This window comes from Roseateles chitinivorans (assembly GCF_050632145.1).
Lineage (GTDB): Bacteria > Pseudomonadota > Gammaproteobacteria > Burkholderiales > Burkholderiaceae_C > Roseateles > Roseateles chitinivorans_B.
The window spans coordinates 1377645-1397560 of sequence record NZ_CP192577.1; the positions used below are offsets into that span (position 1 = coordinate 1377645).

At 69.3% G+C, this 19916-nt stretch carries 17 protein-coding genes and 2 pseudogenes; 7 read left to right on the forward strand and 12 right to left on the reverse strand.

The annotated features are described in order from the left end of the window. Positions 1-88: 88 nt before the first annotated feature. The 3 genes from ACQ86G_RS06390 to ACQ86G_RS06400 all read right to left on the reverse strand — a co-directional run bounded on the left by ACQ86G_RS06390 (position 89) and on the right by ACQ86G_RS06400 (position 3519). Positions 89-1417, reverse strand: a complete 1329-nt coding sequence (locus ACQ86G_RS06390; RefSeq protein WP_431259811.1) for an Hsp70 family protein — start codon at positions 1415-1417, stop codon at positions 89-91. Between the two features lie 98 nt (positions 1418-1515). Beyond that, positions 1516-2841, reverse strand: a complete 1326-nt coding sequence (locus ACQ86G_RS06395) for a D-amino acid dehydrogenase (RefSeq protein ID WP_431259812.1) — start codon at positions 2839-2841, stop codon at positions 1516-1518. Positions 2842-2898: 57 nt separating this feature from the next. Next, positions 2899-3519, reverse strand: a complete 621-nt coding sequence (locus ACQ86G_RS06400) for a LysE/ArgO family amino acid transporter (protein ID WP_431259813.1) — start codon at positions 3517-3519, stop codon at positions 2899-2901. A gap of 73 nt (positions 3520-3592) precedes the next feature. On the opposite strand from ACQ86G_RS06400, the gene ACQ86G_RS06405 reads away from it, so the two are divergent. Beyond that, positions 3593-4717: a LysR family transcriptional regulator ArgP gene (locus tag ACQ86G_RS06405; RefSeq protein WP_431259814.1), complete on the forward strand. Its 1125-nt coding sequence runs from the start codon at positions 3593-3595 to the stop codon at positions 4715-4717. Between the two features lie 309 nt (positions 4718-5026). Next, positions 5027-5248: a hypothetical protein gene (locus ACQ86G_RS06410; RefSeq protein ID WP_431259815.1), complete on the forward strand. Its 222-nt coding sequence runs from the start codon at positions 5027-5029 to the stop codon at positions 5246-5248. Positions 5249-5319: 71 nt separating this feature from the next. On the opposite strand, the gene ACQ86G_RS06415 is transcribed toward ACQ86G_RS06410, so the two are convergent. Further along, positions 5320-5742, reverse strand: a complete 423-nt coding sequence (locus ACQ86G_RS06415) for a universal stress protein (RefSeq protein ID WP_431259816.1) — start codon at positions 5740-5742, stop codon at positions 5320-5322. 148 nt (positions 5743-5890) lie between these two features. Between ACQ86G_RS06415 and ACQ86G_RS06420 the strand changes: the two genes are divergently transcribed. After that, positions 5891-6733: a metallophosphoesterase gene (locus tag ACQ86G_RS06420; RefSeq protein WP_431259817.1), complete on the forward strand. Its 843-nt coding sequence runs from the start codon at positions 5891-5893 to the stop codon at positions 6731-6733. Positions 6734-6793: 60 nt separating this feature from the next. Here ACQ86G_RS06420 and ACQ86G_RS06425 read toward each other — a convergent pair whose 3' ends face one another. The 3 genes and pseudogenes from ACQ86G_RS06425 to ACQ86G_RS06435 form a co-directional block, all read right to left on the reverse strand. Continuing rightward, positions 6794-7651, reverse strand: coding sequence for a citryl-CoA lyase (locus ACQ86G_RS06425; protein WP_431259818.1), 858 nt, complete (start codon positions 7649-7651; stop codon positions 6794-6796). Further along, entirely contained in the window at positions 7648-8850 is a 1203-nt protein-coding gene (locus tag ACQ86G_RS06430) for a CaiB/BaiF CoA transferase family protein (protein ID WP_431259819.1), read from the reverse strand. Before ACQ86G_RS06430 ends, ACQ86G_RS06425 begins: the two co-directional genes overlap by 4 nt. Positions 8851-8869: 19 nt before the next feature. Then, positions 8870-9801, reverse strand: a pseudogene (locus tag ACQ86G_RS06435) (Bug family tripartite tricarboxylate transporter substrate binding protein). Between the two features lie 184 nt (positions 9802-9985). Here ACQ86G_RS06435 and ACQ86G_RS06440 point away from each other — a divergent pair. Together ACQ86G_RS06440 and ACQ86G_RS06445 are read left to right on the forward strand one after the other, a co-directional pair. Beyond that, positions 9986-10654: an IclR family transcriptional regulator gene (locus ACQ86G_RS06440; RefSeq protein ID WP_431259820.1), complete on the forward strand. Its 669-nt coding sequence runs from the start codon at positions 9986-9988 to the stop codon at positions 10652-10654. Beyond that, positions 10648-10776, forward strand: coding sequence for a hypothetical protein (locus ACQ86G_RS06445; protein WP_431259821.1), 129 nt, complete (start codon positions 10648-10650; stop codon positions 10774-10776). The genes ACQ86G_RS06440 and ACQ86G_RS06445 overlap by 7 nt, the downstream gene beginning before the upstream one ends. 105 nt (positions 10777-10881) lie before the next feature. Here ACQ86G_RS06445 and ACQ86G_RS06450 read toward each other — a convergent pair whose 3' ends face one another. Both ACQ86G_RS06450 and ACQ86G_RS06455 read right to left on the reverse strand, forming a co-directional pair. Next, on the reverse strand, positions 10882-11694 hold the full coding sequence (locus ACQ86G_RS06450; RefSeq protein WP_431259822.1) for a UPF0149 family protein: 813 nt from the start codon (positions 11692-11694) through the stop codon (positions 10882-10884). Beyond that, positions 11691-12689, reverse strand: a complete 999-nt coding sequence (locus tag ACQ86G_RS06455) for a LysR family transcriptional regulator (RefSeq protein WP_431259823.1) — start codon at positions 12687-12689, stop codon at positions 11691-11693. Before ACQ86G_RS06455 ends, ACQ86G_RS06450 begins: the two co-directional genes overlap by 4 nt. A gap of 285 nt (positions 12690-12974) precedes the next feature. Here ACQ86G_RS06455 and ACQ86G_RS06460 point away from each other — a divergent pair, with 285 nt between their 5' ends. Then, the gene (locus ACQ86G_RS06460; protein WP_067279865.1) at positions 12975-13217 is read left to right on the forward strand and encodes a hypothetical protein; all 243 of its coding nucleotides are present in this window, start codon (positions 12975-12977) and stop codon (positions 13215-13217) included. A gap of 202 nt (positions 13218-13419) precedes the next feature. On the opposite strand, the gene ACQ86G_RS06465 is transcribed toward ACQ86G_RS06460, so the two are convergent. Next, positions 13420-15288 carry a phosphoenolpyruvate carboxykinase (GTP) gene (locus tag ACQ86G_RS06465; RefSeq protein ID WP_431259824.1) on the reverse strand — a complete coding sequence of 623 codons (1869 nt, stop codon included), beginning with the start codon at positions 15286-15288 and terminating at the stop codon, positions 13420-13422. A gap of 391 nt (positions 15289-15679) precedes the next feature. On the opposite strand from ACQ86G_RS06465, the gene ACQ86G_RS06470 reads away from it, so the two are divergent. Beyond that, the gene (locus ACQ86G_RS06470) at positions 15680-16387 is read left to right on the forward strand and encodes a PEP-CTERM sorting domain-containing protein (RefSeq protein WP_431259825.1); all 708 of its coding nucleotides are present in this window, start codon (positions 15680-15682) and stop codon (positions 16385-16387) included. Between the two features lie 71 nt (positions 16388-16458). Here ACQ86G_RS06470 and ACQ86G_RS06475 read toward each other — a convergent pair. Continuing rightward, positions 16459-18755: pseudogene (locus ACQ86G_RS06475) on the reverse strand (sensor histidine kinase). After that, complete coding sequence (locus tag ACQ86G_RS06480; RefSeq protein ID WP_431259826.1) at positions 18664-19779, reverse strand: response regulator; 1116 nt, start codon at positions 19777-19779, stop codon at positions 18664-18666. Before ACQ86G_RS06480 ends, ACQ86G_RS06475 begins: the two are co-directional and overlap by 92 nt. Positions 19780-19916: the final 137 nt, after the last annotated feature.

The following is a 19916-nucleotide window of genomic DNA, read 5'->3' on the forward strand; positions in this document are numbered from 1 at the left end:
GCGGCAATCTAGCAGCGCCCTCCCCCGATGTCCGACGTCAGCCCTCGGGGTGATCCCGAGGTTTCAGGCCTGCGGCCTCACGTCCGAATCACGCAGCGAACAGACGCGCCGCATGCAGGCCCAAACCGGTCGCGACCGACGCGAAACGGTCGCCGCGCACCGTCTTGGCGTCGGGGTAGTCCGCCGCGATGCGATCGGCCAGCACGGTCAGGCCGGTCGAGCCGCCGGTGAAGTACAGCGCGTCGATGTCCGACGGCTTCAACCCCGCGCGCTCGACGGTCTCGCGGCCCGCCTGCGCGATGCGCTCGATGTCGCCGCGCAGCGATTCCAGCGCCACGGCTTCGGAGAGCGGCACCGTCAGGCCGGACTCGATCAGCTGCAGGTCGATCATGCAATCGCCGCCGCCGGCGACTTCGATCTTGGCGTCTTCCGCGCGGTTCGCCAGTTCGTGGCCGAGCCGCTCGTCCAGCACCGTCATCAGCCGCTGGTGATGGCGCGGGTCGCCGTAGAAGCCCTTCATGTTGCGCAGCTCCAGCACGCGTTGCGGGCTGTAGCAGGTGTTGATCAGGTGCCAGGTGGCGAGATCGAAATAGACGCCGCTGGGCACCTCGCGCGGCGTCTGGCCCGGCTTGGCGGGGCCGAGCGCGCGATAGCCGAATTCGCGCAGGATGCCGGTCAGCTCGATGTGGCGGTCGAAGTCGGTGCCGGCGATGTGCACGCCGTGGCTCGCGAGGATGTCGTCGCGGCGGTCCAACCGCTTCGCGCGGTCGGGGCCGACACGCACGATCGAGAAGTCCGACGTGCCGCCGCCGATGTCGGCGACCAGCACGAGCTGCTCGCGATCGGCCTGCTGCTCGAAGTCGAACGCGGCGGCGATCGGCTCGAACTGGAAATGCACGTCCTCGAAGCCGACCGCCCGCGCGGCCGCGGCCAGCGAGGCCTGCGCCGCCGCGTCGCGCTCGGGCTCGCCGTCGACGAAATAGACCGGCCGGCCCAGCACGACCCGGCGGGGCTCGTGGCCGCCGGCGTCGGACGCGCCGGCCTGCTTGCGCAGACGCTTGAGGTAGCCGCTGAGCATGTCGATGTACTTCACGCCGCGGCCGCCGCCGACGTCGGTGACCTGATCGATCAGGCTGGAGCCGAGGATGCTCTTCATCGAGCGCATCAGCCGGCCGTCGGTGCCCTCGACATAGGCGCTCATGGCCGCGCGGCCGAAGGCGCGCGGCGGGCCGTCGGCGTCGTGGCGGCCCTCGGCGAAGTAGAAGACCGCCGTCGGCATGGTCACCTTGCCGTCTTCGAGCGGCACCAGGCGCATGGCGCCGGGGCGCCCTGCGTCGGGCACGGCGACCGCCGAATTGGAGGTGCCGAAGTCGATGGCGCAGAAATCGCGCGGCAGGTCGGAAAGCGGAGAGGACATGGCGGCGCGGCGGAAATGCGAAAAGGGCGCGGATTCTAGCCGCGCCCTGGTTTCAGGGGTTCGGGCGCCCGGATGACGCCGTCAGGGGTTCGGTCGGATCAGGCCGGTTGCAAGTTGCGGACCGCCTTGGCGGGCAGCGCGTCGCCGTAGAAGCCGAAGTCCAGTTCCGGACGTTTCCCGCTCATCAGTTCCGCCAGCGCGCGGCCGGAGCCCGCGCCGTGCGTCCAGCCCAGCGTCCCGTGCCCGGCGTTGATCCACAGGTTGGACGCCTTCTGGCTGCGGCCGATGTAGGGCACGTTGGTCGGCGTGCTCGGGCGCAGGCCGGTCCAGAAGTTCGGCTCGGACAGGTCGGCGACGCCGGGGAACAACTCCTCGTAGCGGCGCACCAGCGATTCGCAGCGCACCTTGGAGGTCGGGCTGTCCAGGCTCGTGTCCAGGCCCACCAGCTCGGCCGTGCCGGCGATGCGGACGAAGTCGCCCAGGCGCGAGATCGCGATCTTGCGCGCGTCGTCCAGCAGGCTGACGGTGCTGGCCTGCTCGGGCTTCTTCAGCCGCAGCGTGGCCGAGTAGCCCTTGGCCGGATAGATGTTGAGGTGCTCGCCCAGCGACTTGGTCAGCGCCGGCGCGTACGACGCCAGCGCCACGACATAGGCGTCGCCCTTCAACCATTGCGTCTGGCCGGTCTCGCGCGACTGGATCTGCACGCCGGCGATCTCGTTGCCTTGTGCGCCGCCCTGCGGCTGCAGCGTCACGATGTCGTGATTCCACAGGAACTGCGCGCCGCGCTTCTCGGCCAGCTTCGCCAGCGCCTGCGTGAAGACGCGCGCGTCGCCGGATTCGTCGCTCGGCGTGTAGGTGCCGCCGAACACCGCATGCTGCGCCGAACGCAGCGCGGGCTCGATCGCCAGCACCTCGTCGCGGCTCAGCACGCGGCGGTCGACGCCGTGGCGGCGCATGATCTCGGCGCCCTGCGCGCCGGCCTCGAAGTCGGCCTCGCTGCCGAAGAAGTGCAGGATGCCCTTCTGCAGGCGGTTGTACTCGATGCCCGTGTCCGCGACGAGCGACTGCAGCGACTCGTGGCTGTAGCGGCCCAGGCGCACGAGCTGCTCGACGTTGCGCTCGAACGCGGCCGTCGTGCACTGGCCCAGGAAGGACAGGCCCCAGCGCCATTGCGCCGGATCCATGCGCGGGCGGAACAGCAGCGGCGCATCGTCCTTCAGCAGCCACTTGGCGACCTTGAACGGCGCACCGGCGTTGGCCCAGGGTTCGCAGAAGCAGACCGAGATCTGCGCGCCGTTGGCGAAGCTGGTTTCCAGCGCCGCATCGGGCTGGCGGTCGACGACGACGACATCGTGACCCTGGTCCAGCAGGTACCAGGCGGTGTGGATGCCGATGATGCCGGCGCCGAGGACGATGACCTTCATGGAGAGCTCCAGGTGAACTTGTGGTTCTGCTGCGGTTCAGCGTTGGACATGCAGGGTTCAGGCCAGCGGGCGCAGGATCAGCTGCAGTCCCAGCAAGGCCATCACGAGGGCGATCAAGGCATCGATGCTGCGCCAGACCGCCGGCCGGCGCAACGCCGGCGCCACCGCCGCCGCGCCGAAGCCCAGCAGCGAGAACCACATCCAGGACGCCACCGAGGCGCCCGCCGCGAATGGCCATTGCAGGCCCGCGGGCTGCTGCGCGCCGACGGTGCCCAGCAGCACCACCGTGTCCAGGTAGACATGGGGGTTCAGATACGTCATGGCCAGCGTGCTGCCCAGCACCGTCGTGAGCGAGGCGCTGCCCGCCTGCGCCTGCAGGCCGGCCCGGGGCGACAGCGCGCGCAGCGCCGCCTTGGCACCGTAGGCCAGCAGGAACGCCGCCCCGCCCCAGCGGAAGACTTCCATCAGCAGCGGGCTCGCCGCGATCAGCCGGCCCAGGCCGAACACGCCGAGCCAGATCAGCAGCATGTCCGACAGCGCGCAGACCACCACCACCGGCGCCACGTGCTGTCGCATCAGGCCCTGGCGCAGCACCAGCGCGTTCTGCGCGCCGATGGCGACGATCAGGCCGGCTCCGGTGAGCCAACCTTGCAACAGGGCTGCGCTGGGTGATGACATCGCCGGATTGTCATGAGCCCCCTGGCTTTGATGAAGCAGGATTAATATCTCAGCGAATCCATTAGAGACGCTTATGAAAGACCTGGACGCCGCCGGCCTGGACTGTCTGGCCGCGCTGGCCGATGAACGCAGCTTCGAACGGGCGGCCGAGACCTTGGCCATCACGCAGAGCGCCGTGTCGCAGCGATTGCGCAGCCTGGAGGCGCAGGTGGGCCAGTTGCTGGTCGTGCGTTCACGGCCGCTGCGACTCACCGAACCGGGCAAGCGCCTGCTCCGGTATGCCCGCCAGTTGGCGGCGTTGCGCTCGGACGTCGTCCGCGAACTCGGCGTCCAGGCGGCCCAGGCCGAACGGCTGCCGATCGCCGTGAACGCCGACAGCCTGGCGACCTGGGTCCTGCCGGCGCTCGACCCGCTGGTGCAGCGCGGCATGCGGGAGGGATTCGGACTGGAACTGGTCGTCGACGACCAGGACTTCACCCACGACTGGCTGCGCCAGGGCGAGGTGCTGGGCTGCGTCACGACCGTGCCGCAGGCCTTGCGCGGGTGCATCGCCCAGCCGCTGGGCGTGATGCGTTACGTCGCCGTCGCCAGCCCGGACTTCGCGGCCCGGATGCTGCCCGCCGGGCTGGGCGCGGCCAACTTCGCGCAGGTCCCGTTCCTGGTGTTCAACCGCAAGGACGACGCCCAGCAGCAATGGGTCCGCCAGGCGATGGGGCTGCGCTCCGCGCGCCTGAACGCCCGCTACGTGCCGTCCAGCGAGGGCTACGTGAACGCGGTGCGGATGGGCTGGGGGTGGGGGTCGCGCCAGAACTCCAGGTCAGGCCGCTGCTCGCGAGCGGGGAACTGGTGGCGCTGCGGCCGGAGGTCCAGGTCGAGGTCGCCCTGTACTGGCACCAGTGGAAGCTGGGCGGCGAGACCGCCTCGAATGCCGCAAAGGCGTCGGCGCCGGAAGGCGGGACGCCTCCCGGGTTGCTGGATCAGATCGGGGAGGCGCTGGCTCGAGGGGCCCGGGACGCGCTGGTCAGCGTTTGAGGGAAGCGACCTGGACCTGGACCTGGGCTTGCGCCTGGACCATGGCCGGCGCCGCCGAGGCGGGCTTGGCGCCCTGCTCGACCAGGCGCATCCGGAATCCGCCACGCTCGTGCTTGTCCTGGACGGAGTTGGCCCAGCCAGGCGGAGGTCAGCACGACACTGCTGACGATCGCCCAGGTCATCGACTTGTGAATCAATGGAGACATGAGAAAGCAACGGCGTCCGCAAACCAGGGAAGTCCCGGAGCATAGTCACCCCTGAATGAGGGGGGCATCACACCTAAGTGGGGCACGTGGTTATTTCGCCGCACTGTGGCGGGCACGCCCCAATCTGTGTGTATTTGTGAACACCATTTCGGCGCACCCGCGATCTGGGGATTTGCCTGAAGACGAAGGCGCGCAAACTGTGCTTATCGCGGGGTGCGGCATCGGCACCGCGCGACGGTCACACCCCGTGCTTTCCGACGAGGTCCATCATGCGCATCACTTCCGCCCTCCGCCTTTTCCGTCGCAACTCGCCTGGCAGCCAAGCGCCGGAGCCGGCCGACATGGGTACCGCGTTCGGGATGGAAGCCAGCTTCGGGGACGACAGCGAGTACGAGGACTTCCGACGCAGCGATTACGGGCTGGAGTCCGAGTCGGCACCGCCGGCGACGATCGAGTCGCCCCTGTCCTGGATGGCCGCACGGCGCGGCTGAAGCGACAAGGCGCCCCACGCGGGCGCCTTTTTGCATGGCGGGTGCGTCGTTCCGCGTCCCGGGCGGGCGGATCAGCGGATCAGCAGCACCGGCACGTCGCTGTGGGCCATGACCTTCGTGGCGACCGATCCCAGCACCAGCTTGCCCAGCGCCGTGTGGCCGTGCGAGCCCATCATCAGCAGATCGAAGCGGCCCTTCTCGGCGACGGCCGTGATCGCTTCCGACGCATGCCCGGTCTTGACGACGTACTGGGCCTTGATGCCGCGCTTGTCCATGAACGTGCGGATCGGCTTGAGGACCTTCCCGGCCTCCTCCTGGTAGTACTCGGCGAGCACGGCCTTGTCGAGCACCGCGGCCGCGCGAGGCGGGACGCCCGGGACGACGTGGACCACCGTGTAGTCGTGGGATCCGCCGAGCCACTCATCGTGGGCGGAGAGGTAGGCCAGCATGCGTTTCGAGTACGTGCTGCCATCGACGGCGACGAGGATCTTCATCGTGATCTCCCTCTGTGACGGCCGACGTCCGGCCTCGGACCAGTGTGGCACAGGGTCGCTTCCGGAAAGCCGCACCGATGCCGCAGGCTGCGTCGTCCTTGACGTTGGACAATCGCGCTTTCCGTCCTCTGCTCTCCGCCGACCTGCCGTGCGCCTGCAACTGATCTCCGACCTCCATCTCGAACGCCAGACCGACTTCCAGACGACCGCCGCGCCGGACGTCGACCTGCTGGTGCTCGCGGGCGACGTCGGCTCGTACCAGACCGGCTCGCGGCTGGTGACGGACGATTTCGGCCTGGGCCGCTTCTCGCCGAGGCGCGACGGCGCGCCCTGGTCGCGGGTGCTCTACGTGCCCGGCAACCACGAGTACGACGGCATCGACTTCGTCACCGCGCACGCACGGCTCCGCCAGACCTGCGAAGACCTCGGCATCGACTGGCTGGACCGCGAGGAGATCGTCATCGGCGACGTGCGTTTCCTCGGGACGACGCTGTGGGCGGACTTCGACGCGTTGGCCGCGCGCGAAGCGACACCGACGAAGCAGCTGGCGGCCAGGGAGAAGGCGTTCCGCGCGGCGAATCACTACCTGCGCCGGTTCTCGACGCTGGTCGACGGCCAGCACATGCTGGCGGAACGACAGCGCGACCTGGCGCTGGAGTGCCAGGCCTGGCTGCGCGAGGCGCTCGCGCGGCCTTTCGACGGGAAGACGGTGGCGGTCACCCACTACGCGCCGACCCTGCGCAGCGCCGACCCGCGCTACGGCCTGACGCCGGGCACGGCCGGCTTCTGCAATTCGCTCGACGACCTGCTGCCCTACGCGGACCTGTGGCTGCACGGCCATCTGCATTGCGCCCACGATTACGTCGTCGAGTCCGCTTCCGGGCCACGCGGCGACGTGCCGCACCGCTGCCGCGTCGTCGCGAATCCGCTGGGCTACGCCAACAAGGGCGAGCAGGAAGACTACCGGCCGGACCTCGTCATCGAGGTCTGAGCGCGCGCTGTCGCAGCGCGTTCAGCCGCGCCGAACTTCCTCCGACCGCGTCGGCCCGCCTCAGCGCCTGGCCGGCGGACCGTCGTAGGTCCACAGGTATTCACGCGGCATCGGGCCCTTGTTGCGACCGCCCTGCTGCGTCTGCTCCCAGGCATGCGCCAGGATCCCCACCGAGCGCGAGATGCAGAACAGCCCCTGCGCCAGCGGCGCCGGGAAACCGAGCTCGGCGTAGATCACGGCGGTCGCGCCGTCGATGTTCATCGGGATGCGGCGACCGTCCTTGCGCCGCTGCAGTTCCGCCTCCACCGCGCGACCGATCGTCGCGAAGCGTCCCGACACCACGCCGAGCTGCGCCGCCTCGTCGACCAGCTCCAGCAACCGCGGCGCGCGCGGATCCACCGGATGGAAACGATGTCCGAAACCCGAGACGAACTTGCCCCGCAACTCGATCGCCTCGTCCAGGCCCGCGGCGGTGGCGTCCTCGAGCGAGCCGCCCGCGTCCATGCGCATCGCGATCGACTGCAGCATCTCCACGCACTGCTCGCCCGCGCCGCCGTGCACGTCGCCGAGCACGTTGATCGCCGACGCCATCGCGTTGTTGAGCCCGACGCCGCAGGTCGCGGCCATGCGCGCGATGGCGATGCTCGGCGCCTGCGGACCATGGTCCACGGCGGCCATCAGCGCAACATCCAGCAGCTTGGCCTGCTCCGAACCGGGCAGCTCGCCGCGCGTCATCAGCCAGATCATCTGGGCGAAGCTGACCTGTCCGATCAGGTCCTGGATCGCGTGACCCCCATAGCGGATGACGCCGGGCGACATCTCGATGATCGAGGTGCGCCACCAGTCCGGCACGCGCGGGTCATGCACCGGCCCGCTGCCCGCGACCGCCTTGTCGTTCCCGTTGTCATCGGCGCTCATACGGCCTTCTCCTCTTTCAGCGCGGCGCGCTCGGCGGCGCCATAGCCCAGCTCTTCCAGGATCGCCTCGGTGTCCTGGCCGAGCCGCGGCGGCGGCGTCGACACCGACGGCGCCTGGCCGTTCAGCTTGAAGCCGGTGCGCAGCACGCGGACGTCGCGCCCGACGCCGGGCACGTTCTCGAAATTCGCGACCATCCCGCGATCGGCGACCTGCGGATGCGCGAGCGCCTCCTTCACCGAGTAGACCGGACCCGCCGGCACGCCTGCGTCGTTGAGTCGTTGCCACCACTCGGCGGCCGGACGATCGCTCATGGCGGCTTCCAGCAGATGCTTGAGCTCGGCGCGGTGCTTCAGCCGCGCGTGGCGGTCGACGAAGCGCGGATCGGTCTTCCATTCCGGATGACTGACTGCGTCGCAGACGGCCTCGAACTGCTCCTGCTTGTTCGCCGAGATGTTGAGCAGTCCCTGCCCGGTGCGGAACGTGCCCGAAGGACTGGCCGTCACGTTGTCGTTGCCCATCGGTTGCGGCTCGCGGCCCGCGACGAGCAGGTTCGACACCGCCCATCCCATCGTCGCCATCGCCGCCTCGAGCATCGACACATCGATGAAGGTCGCCTCCGCGCGTTCCTTGTCCGCCAGCGCCGCGGCGATGGCCATCGCCGCCGTCAGGCCGCCGATGGTGTCCGCCACCGGGTGTCCGACGCGACAGGGCGCCGTGTCCGGACCGCCGGTGATGCTCATCATCCCGGACATGCCCTGGATGATCTGGTCATAGGCGGGCAGGTCGCGCAGCGGTCCGTCCTGGCCGAAGCCCGAGATCGCGCAATAGACCAGCCGCGGATTGACCTGCCGCAGCTCGTCGAAGCCCACGCCCAGCCGCTGCATCACGCCGGGCCGGAAGTTCTCGACGACGACGTCGGCCGTCGCCACCAGCTTGCGGAAGACCGCCTTGCCGGCGGGCCGCTTGAGGTCGATGGTGATCGAGCGCTTCCCGGGGTTCTGCGCCAGGAAGGACACGCCCATGTGCGCCTGGTTCAGCGCGGTGTCGGCGCCGAGCTGACGGGCGAGGTCGCCGGTTTCGCATGCCTCGACCTTGATCACGTCGGCGCCCAGGTGCGCCAGCTGGTGGCACGCGAAGGGGCCGGCCAGCACGTTGGTCAGGTCCAGGACGCGGACGCCGCGGAGCGGGGATTGGCTCATGCGAAGCTCCGTCGCGCGCTCAGTCGACCTTGACGTTGCCGCTGCGCACGACGTCACCCCAGCGCTTCTGCTCGCGCGCCAGGAACTGCGCGGCCTGCTGCGGCGTGCCGGCCATCGGCACGCTGCCTTCGGACTGCAGCTGCCCGATCGTGGCCGCCTTCGACAGCGCCTTCTGCACCTGCGCGTTCATCCGGGTGACGACTGCCGCCGGCGTGCCGGCCGGCGCGACGATCATCTTCCAGTCCGAGGTGTCGAACCCCTTGAAGCCGCTCTCGGCGACGGTGGGGACGTCCGGCAGCACCGGCAGGCGCGCGGCGGAACTGATCGCCAGCGCGCGCAGCCGGCCGGCCTTGATGAAGGGCACCACCGTCTGCGGCGTCGCGAAGTAGTAGTCCACCTGGCCGCCGAGCAGGTCCGTCGCCGCCGGGCCGGCGCCCTTGTAGGGGATGTGCGTCACCTGGATGGCGGCCTGCTTCGAGAACAGCTCCCCGTCAGGTGGCCCACCGTGCCGTTGCCGGCGGAGGCCATCGTCAGGGTGCCAGGTTTTGCCTTGGCGGCGGCGACCAGATCGGCGACGGTCCTGTAGCTCGAGGACGAGGAGACCACCAGCACCACCGGCTGGCCGGCAACCAGCGCGACGGGCGTGAAAGCCTTGGCCGCGTCGTAAGGCATCCTGGGGTAGAGCGTCGGGTTGATCGCCAGGTTGGCGGTCTGGCCCATGCCCAGCGTGTAGCCGTCGGCCTTGCTCTTGGCGACGGCATCCAACCCGATGTTGCCGCCCGCGCCGGCCTTGTTGTCCGGAACGAAGGTCCAGCCGGTGTCCTCGCGCATCTTCTCCAGGATCAGGCGCGACACGATGTCCGTGCCGCCCCCCGGCGGGAACGGGACGATCAGCCGGATCGGCTGGGTCGGGAAGGCCGCATCCGCGGCCAGCGCCGCCGTGGCGGTCATGCCCGCGCTCGCGGCGGCGATCAGGGTGACGGCGGCGCCTCGGATCAGGCACGGCGAATTCAGGCACTGCGGAATCTGGAACCGGGTCATGTCGCGTCTCCGTGTTTGTTCTATCTAGAAGAACAGCGGTTTGTTTGATAGAACTGTAGGACGTCTCCGCGATGCCCGAGACGAGGGATTACCCGTGGCCGAATCAGACAGCGCACCTTCCGAGAACCCCGAGGCGTCGACCGAATCCAGTGGCGTCGCCGTGCTCGACCGCGCGTTCGCGCTGCTGGGCGCGTTCGGTCAGGACGACGACGCCCTGTCGCTGGCGGAGCTGTCGCGCCGCACCGGCCTCTACAAGAGCACCGTGCTGCGGCTGCTGGCGGCGCTGGAGCATGGCGGCTTCGTGCGGCGTCTGCCGGACGGGCAGTACGCGATCGGACCGGCGCCGCTGCGCCTGGCGACGATCTACCAGCGCTCGTTCCACGTCGGGCCGATCGTGGAGCCGCTGCTCAAGCAGCTCAGCTCGGACACCGGCGAGACCGCGTCCTTCTACGTCCGGCACGGCGAGGCGCGGATCGCGATCCATCGCTGGGAGCCGGCGCGTTCGGTGCGCGCGGCGGTGGCGGTGGGGCAGCAGTACGCGCTGCACCAGGGCGCGTCGGGCAAGGTGCTGTGCGCGTTCTCGAGCGACCTGCGCGAACGCTTCGCAGCCATCCGCGAGCGCGGATGGGGCGTCTCCTACGGCGAACGCGAACCGGACACGGCCTCGGTCGCCGCGCCGGTGTTCGCCATCGACGGGCGGGTGCAAGGCGCGATCGCCGTCTCGGGGCCGCGGGTGCGGCTGTCTCCCCCGAGACGATGCTGAACGCCTGCCGCGCGGTGCTCGCCGCCGCGCGCGAGGCCAGCCGGTTGCTCGGCGGCGATGTCGCGCTGCTGGACGCGGCGCTGCGGACGGTGTCGATCGACGACTTCGAGACCGGCCACTGACCATGAAAAACGCCGGCGCGAGGGCCGGCGTCGTGCGTCTTCACAGACTTCTTCGTCTTCACCGTCTTCGCCGCGCCTGGGGCGCGGGGTGACGGCCGGCGGCGATCAGGTCGCGCCGTGGCAGTTCTTGAACTTCTTGCCCGAACCGCAGTGGCACGGGTCGTTGCGGCCCAGCTTCGGCGCGTCGCGGCGCACCTGCTCGACGTGATAACGCTGCTGCTCCGTCGCTTCCTGCAGGTCGACGACCGTCACGATCAGGTCTTCGATCGCCTCGTCGATGTTCTTGAGCGGGTGCTCCTGGTCCAGCAGCTCGACGATCTCCACCTCCTCCGGCGTCTCGGCCGGCAGATGGCGGTACAGGCGCGCCAGCAGCGCGTTGATGTTGTCGTCGGCCTGCTCGTGCAGATCGGGGAAGGTCACCGCGGCGTACTCGAAGCCGCCCACCCACGGCAGCAGCGCGCGGGTGATCGGGTCTTCGGGAAGCTGCGGCGCGTCCGGATCGACGGGCTCGTCTGCGGGCGTTTCGGCCGTCGTCTCGGCGGAAACCTCCGCGGTCTCCTCGCCCTTCGTCTCGGTGTCGTCGGCGTCCACCTCGTCCGCGTCCAGATCCAACACCACCGGATAGAACCAGCCCTGCTCCAGCATGCTCTGGTTCAGCGAGGCGAAGCGGCGTTCCACCAGCGAGCGGATGCGGGCCAGCCAAGCGGGATCGACGTCGTCGGGCAGGTCGCGGCCTTCGTAATCGAAGATCGGTGGCAGCCATTCCTCGATCGGGATCAGGCGAGGCTGCACCAGCACGCCGGCCAGGTAGCCGTCCAGCATCGAGGCGTCCAGCGGCTCGAGCGGTTCGGGCGTGATGGCGAGAAGTTCGTCGAGTTCGTCGAACTCGGCGTCGGAAAGGTCGTGGGCAATGCTCATGGGGCGCGATTGTCGCCGCTCACGTCGGCGGGTGTGTCGATGGGCGTGTTGGCGGCCATGCCGGCGGACGGCGGACGCACCGCGTCGATCAGCCGTTCGCGCATCCAGCGCTGGGCGCTGCGGTCCTCGTTGCGCAGGTGCCAGAGCACGTCGACGTGCACCGGCGACAGCGGCATCGGCAGCGGGCGGTAGATCAGCGCCTCCTGGTAGCCGGTGGCGGTGATGAAGGACTGCGGCAGCACCGTCAGCAGGTCCGAGTGCGCGACCACCCGGCCGGCGGTGAAGAACTGGTTGACGGTCAGCGCGATCCGACGGCTGCGCTTGAGCGCCGCCAGCGCCTCGTCGACGAAGCCGTAGGGGCGGCCGGAGAAGCTCACCAGCAGGTGATGCGCCTGACAGAAGGCATCCAGCGTCAATTCCTGGTCGGCCAGCGGATGCGCCCGGCGCATCACGCAGACGTAGTACGAGTCGTACAGCCGCTGCTGCCGGATCGCCGCCATGTCGCCCTGCCCCTTCAGCGCGGCGACCGCGTTCGGGAAGTAGCCGAGCGCGAAGTCCGCCTCGCCCTGCTCCAGCAGCTGGCGCGGGTCGCGCGTGGTGAGCGGCAGCACATGGACGTTGGCCAGGGCGCGCATCTGCTCCAGCTGCTGCATCAGCGGCGGCAGGATCAGCGCGGCCGTCGCGTCGGCCATCGCCAGGCGGAAGGTGTATTCCTCGGAGGTCGGCTGGTAGTCGCCGGGATCCAGCGCCACCCGCAGCCGGGTCAGCGCCGATCGGACTTCCGGCCAGAGCCCTTCCGCCCGCGAGGTCGGCTTCATCCCGAAGGCCTGACGCACGAACAGGTCCTCGCCGAGCGCCTCGCGCAACCGCTTCAGCGCATGGCTGACGGCGGGCTGCGTCATCGACAGCCGCTCCGCGGCGCGGGTCATGGAGCGCTCGGCCATGACGGCGTCGAACACCTTGAGGAGGTTCAGATCGAGGTTCCGGAAGCTCATGACAGGCACTTTTTCACGGAAAACAGTCGGACATGGCAGCCGCACAACGGTCCTGGGCGGCCCCTTGAACCGGGTCAACCAGGCCCCGGTTTGCGCATTCCTTCGCACTCGACTGCGCGCCGCGTGACGCGCATCACGGGCTGGACGCGATCCGCCCAATGATATGCACAGCGTTCATACATTCAATGCCCATCTTTCATTGGCGACATGCCTAGGGCAAACCCTATAGTTCGGTCCATCGGTTCTAACAGAGCCGACCCAACAAGCCAATCAAAGGAAATCGCCATGAGCGTCGCTACCCAAACCTTCGGTCTTCCCCTGAGCCGCACGGTGCGTCGCGGCGGCACGTTCGCCACGATCGGCGCCCGCGTCTGGGCCCGCACGATCACGAACGTCAAGGCCCGCATCGAGTCCGCCAAGATGGCCCGCGCCGAGCGCGAGATCCTGGCCCTCGCCGCTCAGTACGAAGAGAGCATGCCCTCCTTCGCCGCTGAACTGCGCGCCGCGAACGCCCGCCGCAACGGCTGAGCAGCCGACCCCCGCCGGGCGCCGTACGGGCCCGGTCACGACGTCTGGAGACATCGTGATGTGAGCGCAGGCTCTCATTGAAAGTCGCTTCAGACCGAGCAAAGAAAAGCCCGCTTCGAATCACTTCGAGCGGGCTTTGCCTTTTCAGGCTCCCCGGACCCGCCTCTTTCGAGGCGGTCGCCGGGTGGAATCCGGGGAGCGATCAGGCCTGGGCCAGGCGCTGTTCGATCTTGGCCTTGGTGGCGGGCAGTTCCGCCGGCAGGCCTTGGGCCAGCTGGACGAACAGCTCGTCATGGAGCTTGAGCTCCGTCGCCCAGTCCTCGTTCGAGATGTGGGTGACGGTCTTGTACTGTTCCGGCGTGAAGGCCAGGCCTTGCCAGTTCAGGTCCTCGTAGCGCGGGCTGGTGCCGAAGGCGTGTTCGACGCCCTGACCCTGACCGTCGACGCGCTCCAGCATCCACTTCAGCACGCGCATGTTCTCGCCGTAGCCGGGCCAGACGAACTTGCCGTCGGCGCCCTTGCGGAACCAGTTGACGCAGAAGATCGCCGGCAGCTTGGCACCGGACTGGGCCAGCTTGGCGCCCAGCGACAGCCAGTGCTGGAAGTAGTCCGCCATGTTGTAGCCCATGAAGGGCAGCATCGCGAACGGGTCGCGGCGCACGACGCCTTGCTGGCCGGCGGCTGCGGCCGTGGTCTCGGAGCCCATGGTCGCGGCCATGTAGACACCCTCGGTCCAGTCGCGGGCCTCGGTCACCAGCGGCACGGTCGTCGAACGACGGCCGCCGAAGATGAATGCATCGATCGCCACGCCGGCGGGGTTGTCCCACTCGGCGTCCAGCGCCGGGTTGTTGGTCGCGGCCACGGTGAAGCGGGCGTTCGGATGCGCGGCCTTCGCGCCGGTTTCCTTGGCGATCGCCGGCGTCCAGTCCTTGCCTTGCCAGTCGATCAGGTGCGCCGGCGCCGCGTCGGTCATGCCTTCCCACCAGACGTCGCCGTCGTCGGTCAGCGCGACGTTGGTGAAGATGACGTCCTTGTCCAGGCTGGCCATGCAGTTAGGGTTGGTCTTCTCGTTCGTGCCGGGCGCGACGCCGAAGTAACCCGCTTCCGGGTTGATCGCGTACAGGCGGCCGTCCTTGCCGGGCTTGATCCAGGCGATGTCGTCGCCGATGGTCGTGACCTTCCAGCCTTCGAAGCCGCTCGGCGGGATCAGCATCGCGAAATTGGTCTTGCCGCAGGCGCTGGGGAAGGCGGCGGCGACATGGTGCTTCTTGCCTTCGGGCGAGGTCACGCCCAGGACGAGCATGTGTTCGGCCAGCCAACCCTGGTCGCGGCCCATCGTCGAGGCGATGCGCAGCGCGAAGCACTTCTTGCCCAGCAACGCGTTGCCGCCGTAGCCGGAGCCGTAGGACCAGATCTCGCGGGTCTCGGGGTAATGGACGATGTACTTCGTCTTGTTGCAGGGCCACTTGACGTCGGCCTGGCCAGCTTCGAGCGGCGCGCCCACGGTGTGGACGCAGGGGACGAACTCGCCGTTGTCGCCCAGCGTGTCCAGCACCGCGCGACCCATGCGGGTCATGATGCGCATGTTCACGGCGACGTAGGGGCTGTCGGACAGTTCGACGCCGATGTGGGCGATCGGGGAGCCGATCGGACCCATCGAGAACGGGACGACATACAACGTGCGGCCGCGCATGGCGCCGCGGAACAGCGCCTTGTCGCCCTGCTGCAGCAGCGCGCGCATCTCGGCCGGTTCCATCCAGTTGTTGGTCGGACCGGCGTCGAGCTTGTTCCTCGTGCAGATGAAGGTGCGGTCCTCGACGCGCGCCACGTCCGTCGGATCGCTCCACGCGAGGTAGCTGCCCGGGCGCTTGGCCGGGTTCAGCTTCTGGAAGGTGCCGGCGTCGACGAGCTGCTGGCACAGGCGGTCGTACTCGGCCTGGCTGCCGTCGCACCAGTAGACCTCCTTGGCCTCGGTGAGGGCGGCGATCTCGGCGACCCAGGCGACGAGGCGTTGGTGTTTGACGTAGGCCGGTACGTTCAGGCGCAAGCCTTCCATGACGGGTTGGTTCATGACGGTTTCCAATTTGAGGATATGAAAAGCGGAATTGGGTCAGCTCCGTTCCGGTGACTCCCGACCCCGTTTTCAGAGGAGGAGACCGCGGAGCTGACCCAATGCCGCGCCTCAGCGTGGTGCTTCGCCGAACACTGGTTCCAATGTAATCACGCCGTAACTCCAACGCTTGTCGGGGTTATGCGTTTCTGGAATGGATTGATGCGCGGCAAGGGCTCTTGATCGGGCGCGCGTTGGCAATCTGCGTGCGCAAGATGTGTCGAAATGCTTTACACACCGTCCCATCGATCTGGGACAGATTTCTCTAACTTGTTGTCACACAACAAGATTTGGATCTTGGCCCGTGTCGTGCTTTTCAGGGACACACCGTTAGTTTCCGCTTGAAAAAACCATGTCCCTGATCGCTCGTATTGCCGCCGCTGCCGCCCTGACCCTGTCGGCAGTCGCTGGCCAAGCCGCCACCGTCTCCCTGTTGACCACCGACAACGGCTGGTACTCGACGGTCTCGGCCCACAGCCCGTCCAACACCAACACCATCACGGGCTTCTACAACAACGGTGAGTACCGCAGCTTCTACGTGTTCTCGCTGCCAGGCCTGGCCGCCGGCGAGACCATCCTCTCCGCGACGCTGAGCTTCGCCTCGGGCAACGGCACGATGGAAGGCCAGTACGCGCAGAAGCACCTGGGTCTGTTCGACTACACCGGCTCGATCAGCAGCCTGCGCACCGGCGCGGCCGATTCGGCCACCGCCTTCGCCGACCTGGGATCGGGCAAGTCTTACGGCACGGCGACGCTGAACGGCCCGACCGGCACGATGCCCGGCTTCTCGGTCTCGCTGACCAACGACGCCATCGCCGATCTGCTGGCTTTCAGCGCGACGCCCAACCACGCGTTCGTGATCGGCGCCTCGCTGCTGGACCCGTTCGTGTCGGGCCGCGCCGAAACGCTGTGGAGCAGCTCGGGCCAGAACGGCAACGCCGTCGCCGCCCGCCTGACCCTGGTCACCGGCCAGGCCGTGCCGGAGCCGGACTCGATCGCCCTGCTGGGCGCCGCCGCGCTGGCCTTCGGTATCGTTGCCCGCCGCCGCAAGTCCAAGTAAGCACTAGGCCCCCAGGCCCCGACAGGGCGCGGCGGCAACGCTGCGCCCTTTGTCGTTTCAGCGACCGTCGATCAGGACGGGAGATCCGCCTCCCGGCACAGCTCCCACAACGCGGGCACCCACAGCGTCTGCGGCGCCGGCTTCGGCAGCTTGACGAGCCCGACCTCTGCCGGCCAGTGCTGACGCGGCGATGCCGCGCAAAGCAGCGTCTTCATGCGCGGCCAGCACGCGCGCCAACGGTGCCACGCCTCGGCCGATGGCAACGACTCCGGCGACGAGGCCAGCAGCAGTCCCTGCCCCGCCGCCGCCGCTTCCTCGATCGCGTCGGGCAACGCCTCCACCCGTTCGACCTCGCGCGCATCGAAGCCGCACTGCAGCAGGCGCTCCAGCATCACCTCCCGCACCCCCGCGCAGCGGTCCCACACCACCGCGACCCAACCGTCGCCGATGCGATCCATCCCGGCCTGCGTCTGCAAGGCCGGCCATTGGACTTCGGCCTCGGTCGCCTCGATCAGCGGCAGCTCCGCGATGAAACTGCTGCCCCGGCCCGTCGGACTGCGCGCGCTCAACTCGCCGCCCATCGCGCGCACCGTCTGACGCGCGATGGCCAGACCGAGTCCGAGGCCGGGCACGTCGCCCATCCTGCGGCCTCGCGTGAACGGATCGAAGATCCGTTCCAGCTCCTCCGGCGCCAGGCCGGGCCCTCGTCGGAGACCGTCAGCAGCAGCCGGTCGCCCTCGACGCCGGCCTTCAGCACGACGTCGCCCGCCTGTCCATACTTCGCCGCATTCGACAGCAGGTTGAGCAGCACCTGCCGGAGCCGCCGCGCATCCAGCGCCACCACCGCCGGCAGCGAATCGTCCATGACCAGCGAGAGCCGGGTCTTGCCTGCGAGCATCAGCGCCTGCGACTGCAGTGCCAGCTCATGCAGCAGCCCGTGCAGGTAGACCGGCGCGTTCAGCACCTCGAGGTCGGCCTCCGCCGTCGGCTGCCGCGCGAAGCGCTGCAATTCATCGATCGTGTCGAGCAGCATCACGCCGCCGTGCTCCAGCGCCTGACGGGTCGATTCGAAGTCCGCGCCCGGCGTCAGCCGGCGCGTCAACTGCACCATCGATGCCAGCGGCGCGCGCAGGTCGTGGCCGATGTGGCCGAGCAGGCGGCCCTTCGCCGCATCGCTGTCCTGCGCATGCGCGCTGGCGCGGGCCAACTCCGCCGTGCGCTCCAGCACGGCCGCCTCCAGCGTCTGCGCCTGCCGGCGCCGCTCCCGCTGCAGCAACCGCAGCATCGTCACCAGCACCGCCGCCGCGCCCGCGGTGCCCACCATGGAAGGCGCCAGTTCGATCCAGTCGGCATACGGCAGATAGCCGAGCAGGCTGAAGTACCGCGGCGCGATGCCCAGCACGACGCCACCGATCGCGCACAGCCACACGCCGCCCACCGGATCGCCGCGCCGCATCGCGCGGAAGCTCGCGATCAGGCCGATCGCCGTCAGGGCGACGTTGGTCGGCGCCGCCATGCGCGTGCCGGTCTGGTAGTCCGCGACGATGCAGGCGGTCACCGCGACCAGGCTCAGCGCCACCACCGCGACCAGGGCGCGATGCACCGCCGGTTGCGTGGCGCGCAGCCGCAACACCGTCGCCAGCGCCATCAGCTGGAAGACCGTCGTCAGCGCGCCCGTCGTGCCCAGCGCGCGCTGCGCCCAGTCGGTCGCGTCCGGCCAGAAACGCTGGAAGGCGGTGCCTCGCATCGCCATCTCGTAGACCATCGCGCTGGACAGGAAAGCCGCGATCCAGGCATAGCCGCGGTCGCGCAGGGACACCGCCAGCCCCGCCGCCAGCGCCGCCAGCGTCAACCCCACCGCGGACAGCATGCCGTCGCGCCAGACCCGCCACTGCTGCTCCTCGACGAGCGCTTCCGCCACCCAGAGCGTCGGTTCGATCGACAGCGCGCCGCGGCTCGCGGCGCGCAGCCGCAGCTCCCAGACCTCGCCCGGCTCGACGCGCATCGGGAAGGCGCTTTCGCGCAGCGCCAGCGGCCGCTGGCCGAAGGCCAGGTCGGTGCCGGCACGTTCCCGGATCCACGGCGTCGCGCTGCCATCCGGCAGCAGCCGGCGCCGATAGAGCGCCACCGATTCGATCCGCGCCGGGTCCACCATCAGCACGTAGCGTGTCGCCTCGGTCCCGTCCTGGCGCAATGTCCAGCGCAGCCAGTAGGTGTCCCGGGTGTAGCCGGGCGAGAGCGCCGCCCGATCGGCGGCACGCCAGCGCGGCGCGTCGTCACCGGACGGCCGCTCCGCCCGCTCGATCCAGAACTGCCCCCGGTCGACCAGCGCCAGTCGCTCCGGCGACGCGCCGTCCAGCGGAATCACGAGCGATGGTTGCGCATCGGCCAGGGCCTCGGTCGGCGCCTCGGGCAAGGCCATGCGCTGATCGGGCACCGCCCCCGCGGGTGCGGAAAAGCAGGCGGCGACGACCGCCAGTGAGGCCATGCACCCGCGCCAGGCCGCCATCAGGGCTTCCGGCCTTCCGGCGTGCCGGGGCCGCCCGCAGCCCCCCGTCGGCGACGTCGCCGTCCCCCTCGTCGACCATCCCGCCGCCATCGCGGTCACGCGTCCGCAACGTCGTGCGGTAGGCCTGCGGACTGAGCCCGTTGCGCTCGCGGAACGCGGTCGCGAAGTTGCCGGCATTCGCATATCCCACGTGGAACGCGATGTCCGCGATGCTCATGTCGGTGTCGGCCAGCAGGCGCTGTCCGGTACGCACGCGCTCGTCGCTGATGTAGCCGGACACCGTCTGTCCCAGCTCCTCGCGGAACAGTGCCAGCAGCCGCCGCCCGGTCAGCCCGACCTGGCGGCCGATCTGGTTCACCGTCAGCGGCTCCACCAGGTGCTCGCCGATGTATTGCCGCGCCGCGGTCAGCAGGCGCTGGTCGGGCGTACCTGCCTCCGCGGGCGGCGCCGCCTCGACGTCGTCGGGCACCTGCGGCCGGCGCGATGCGGCCAGATGCAGATGCACCCGCACGCGTGCGAGCACCTCCTGCGGATGGAACGGCTTGCTGATGAAGTCCACCGCGCCGTGCGACAGGCCTTCGATGCGGCTGTCCACGTCGTTGTGGGCGCTCAGGAACAGCAGCGGCACGTCGCGCGTCGCGGGGTCGGACTTGAGCAGCCGGCACAGCGCGAAACCGTCCATGTCCGGCAGCCCCACGTCCAGCAGCGCGAGATCGGGTGCCAGGCCTTGCGCCTTCTGCAGCGCGGCGCGACCGCTCTCGGCGAAGGCCAGCCGGTAGAGCGGATGCAGCAGCGCGGTCAACCAGCGCAGGTCCTCGGGCTGGTCATCCACCAGCAGCAACAAGGGGCGATGGATCGCGGGGGCAGGCGCGGCACGGGACATGCGCGAATTGTCCGGGGCCCATCCGCGAAACGTGCCCGCAGGGGCAAGTCCGGTGGGCGCCCAGCGTTCAAAACGCCCATCTGGGGGGACGACGCGAGGAGGAAAAACTACCGGAATCGGGCACGGCCTGACCCCCG

Bases quoted from the DNA above. Each gene is read 5' to 3' on its own strand.
- ACQ86G_RS06460 (WP_067279865.1), top strand. From the start codon at position 12,975: ATGAGCGTCGCTACCCAAACCTTCGGTCTTCCCCTGAGCCGCACGGTG.
- ACQ86G_RS06430 (WP_431259819.1), bottom strand. From the start codon at position 8,850: ATGAGCCAATCCCCGCTCCGCGGCGTCCGCGTCCTGGACCTGACCAAC.
- ACQ86G_RS06405 (WP_431259814.1), top strand. From the start codon at position 3,593: ATGAAAGACCTGGACGCCGCCGGCCTGGACTGTCTGGCCGCGCTGGCC.
- ACQ86G_RS06480 (WP_431259826.1), bottom strand. From the start codon at position 19,779: ATGTCCCGTGCCGCGCCTGCCCCCGCGATCCATCGCCCCTTGTTGCTG.
- ACQ86G_RS06470 (WP_431259825.1), top strand. From the start codon at position 15,680: ATGTCCCTGATCGCTCGTATTGCCGCCGCTGCCGCCCTGACCCTGTCG.
- ACQ86G_RS06445 (WP_431259821.1), top strand. From the start codon at position 10,648: ATGCTGAACGCCTGCCGCGCGGTGCTCGCCGCCGCGCGCGAGGCCAGC.
- ACQ86G_RS06415 (WP_431259816.1), bottom strand. From the start codon at position 5,742: ATGAAGATCCTCGTCGCCGTCGATGGCAGCACGTACTCGAAACGCATG.
- ACQ86G_RS06425 (WP_431259818.1), bottom strand. From the start codon at position 7,651: ATGAGCGCCGATGACAACGGGAACGACAAGGCGGTCGCGGGCAGCGGG.
- ACQ86G_RS06465 (WP_431259824.1), bottom strand. From the start codon at position 15,288: ATGAACCAACCCGTCATGGAAGGCTTGCGCCTGAACGTACCGGCCTAC.
- ACQ86G_RS06400 (WP_431259813.1), bottom strand. From the start codon at position 3,519: ATGTCATCACCCAGCGCAGCCCTGTTGCAAGGTTGGCTCACCGGAGCC.
- ACQ86G_RS06390 (WP_431259811.1), bottom strand. From the start codon at position 1,417: ATGTCCTCTCCGCTTTCCGACCTGCCGCGCGATTTCTGCGCCATCGAC.
- ACQ86G_RS06395 (WP_431259812.1), bottom strand. From the start codon at position 2,841: ATGAAGGTCATCGTCCTCGGCGCCGGCATCATCGGCATCCACACCGCC.
- ACQ86G_RS06450 (WP_431259822.1), bottom strand. From the start codon at position 11,694: ATGAGCATTGCCCACGACCTTTCCGACGCCGAGTTCGACGAACTCGAC.
- ACQ86G_RS06455 (WP_431259823.1), bottom strand. From the start codon at position 12,689: ATGAGCTTCCGGAACCTCGATCTGAACCTCCTCAAGGTGTTCGACGCC.
- ACQ86G_RS06410 (WP_431259815.1), top strand. From the start codon at position 5,027: ATGCGCATCACTTCCGCCCTCCGCCTTTTCCGTCGCAACTCGCCTGGC.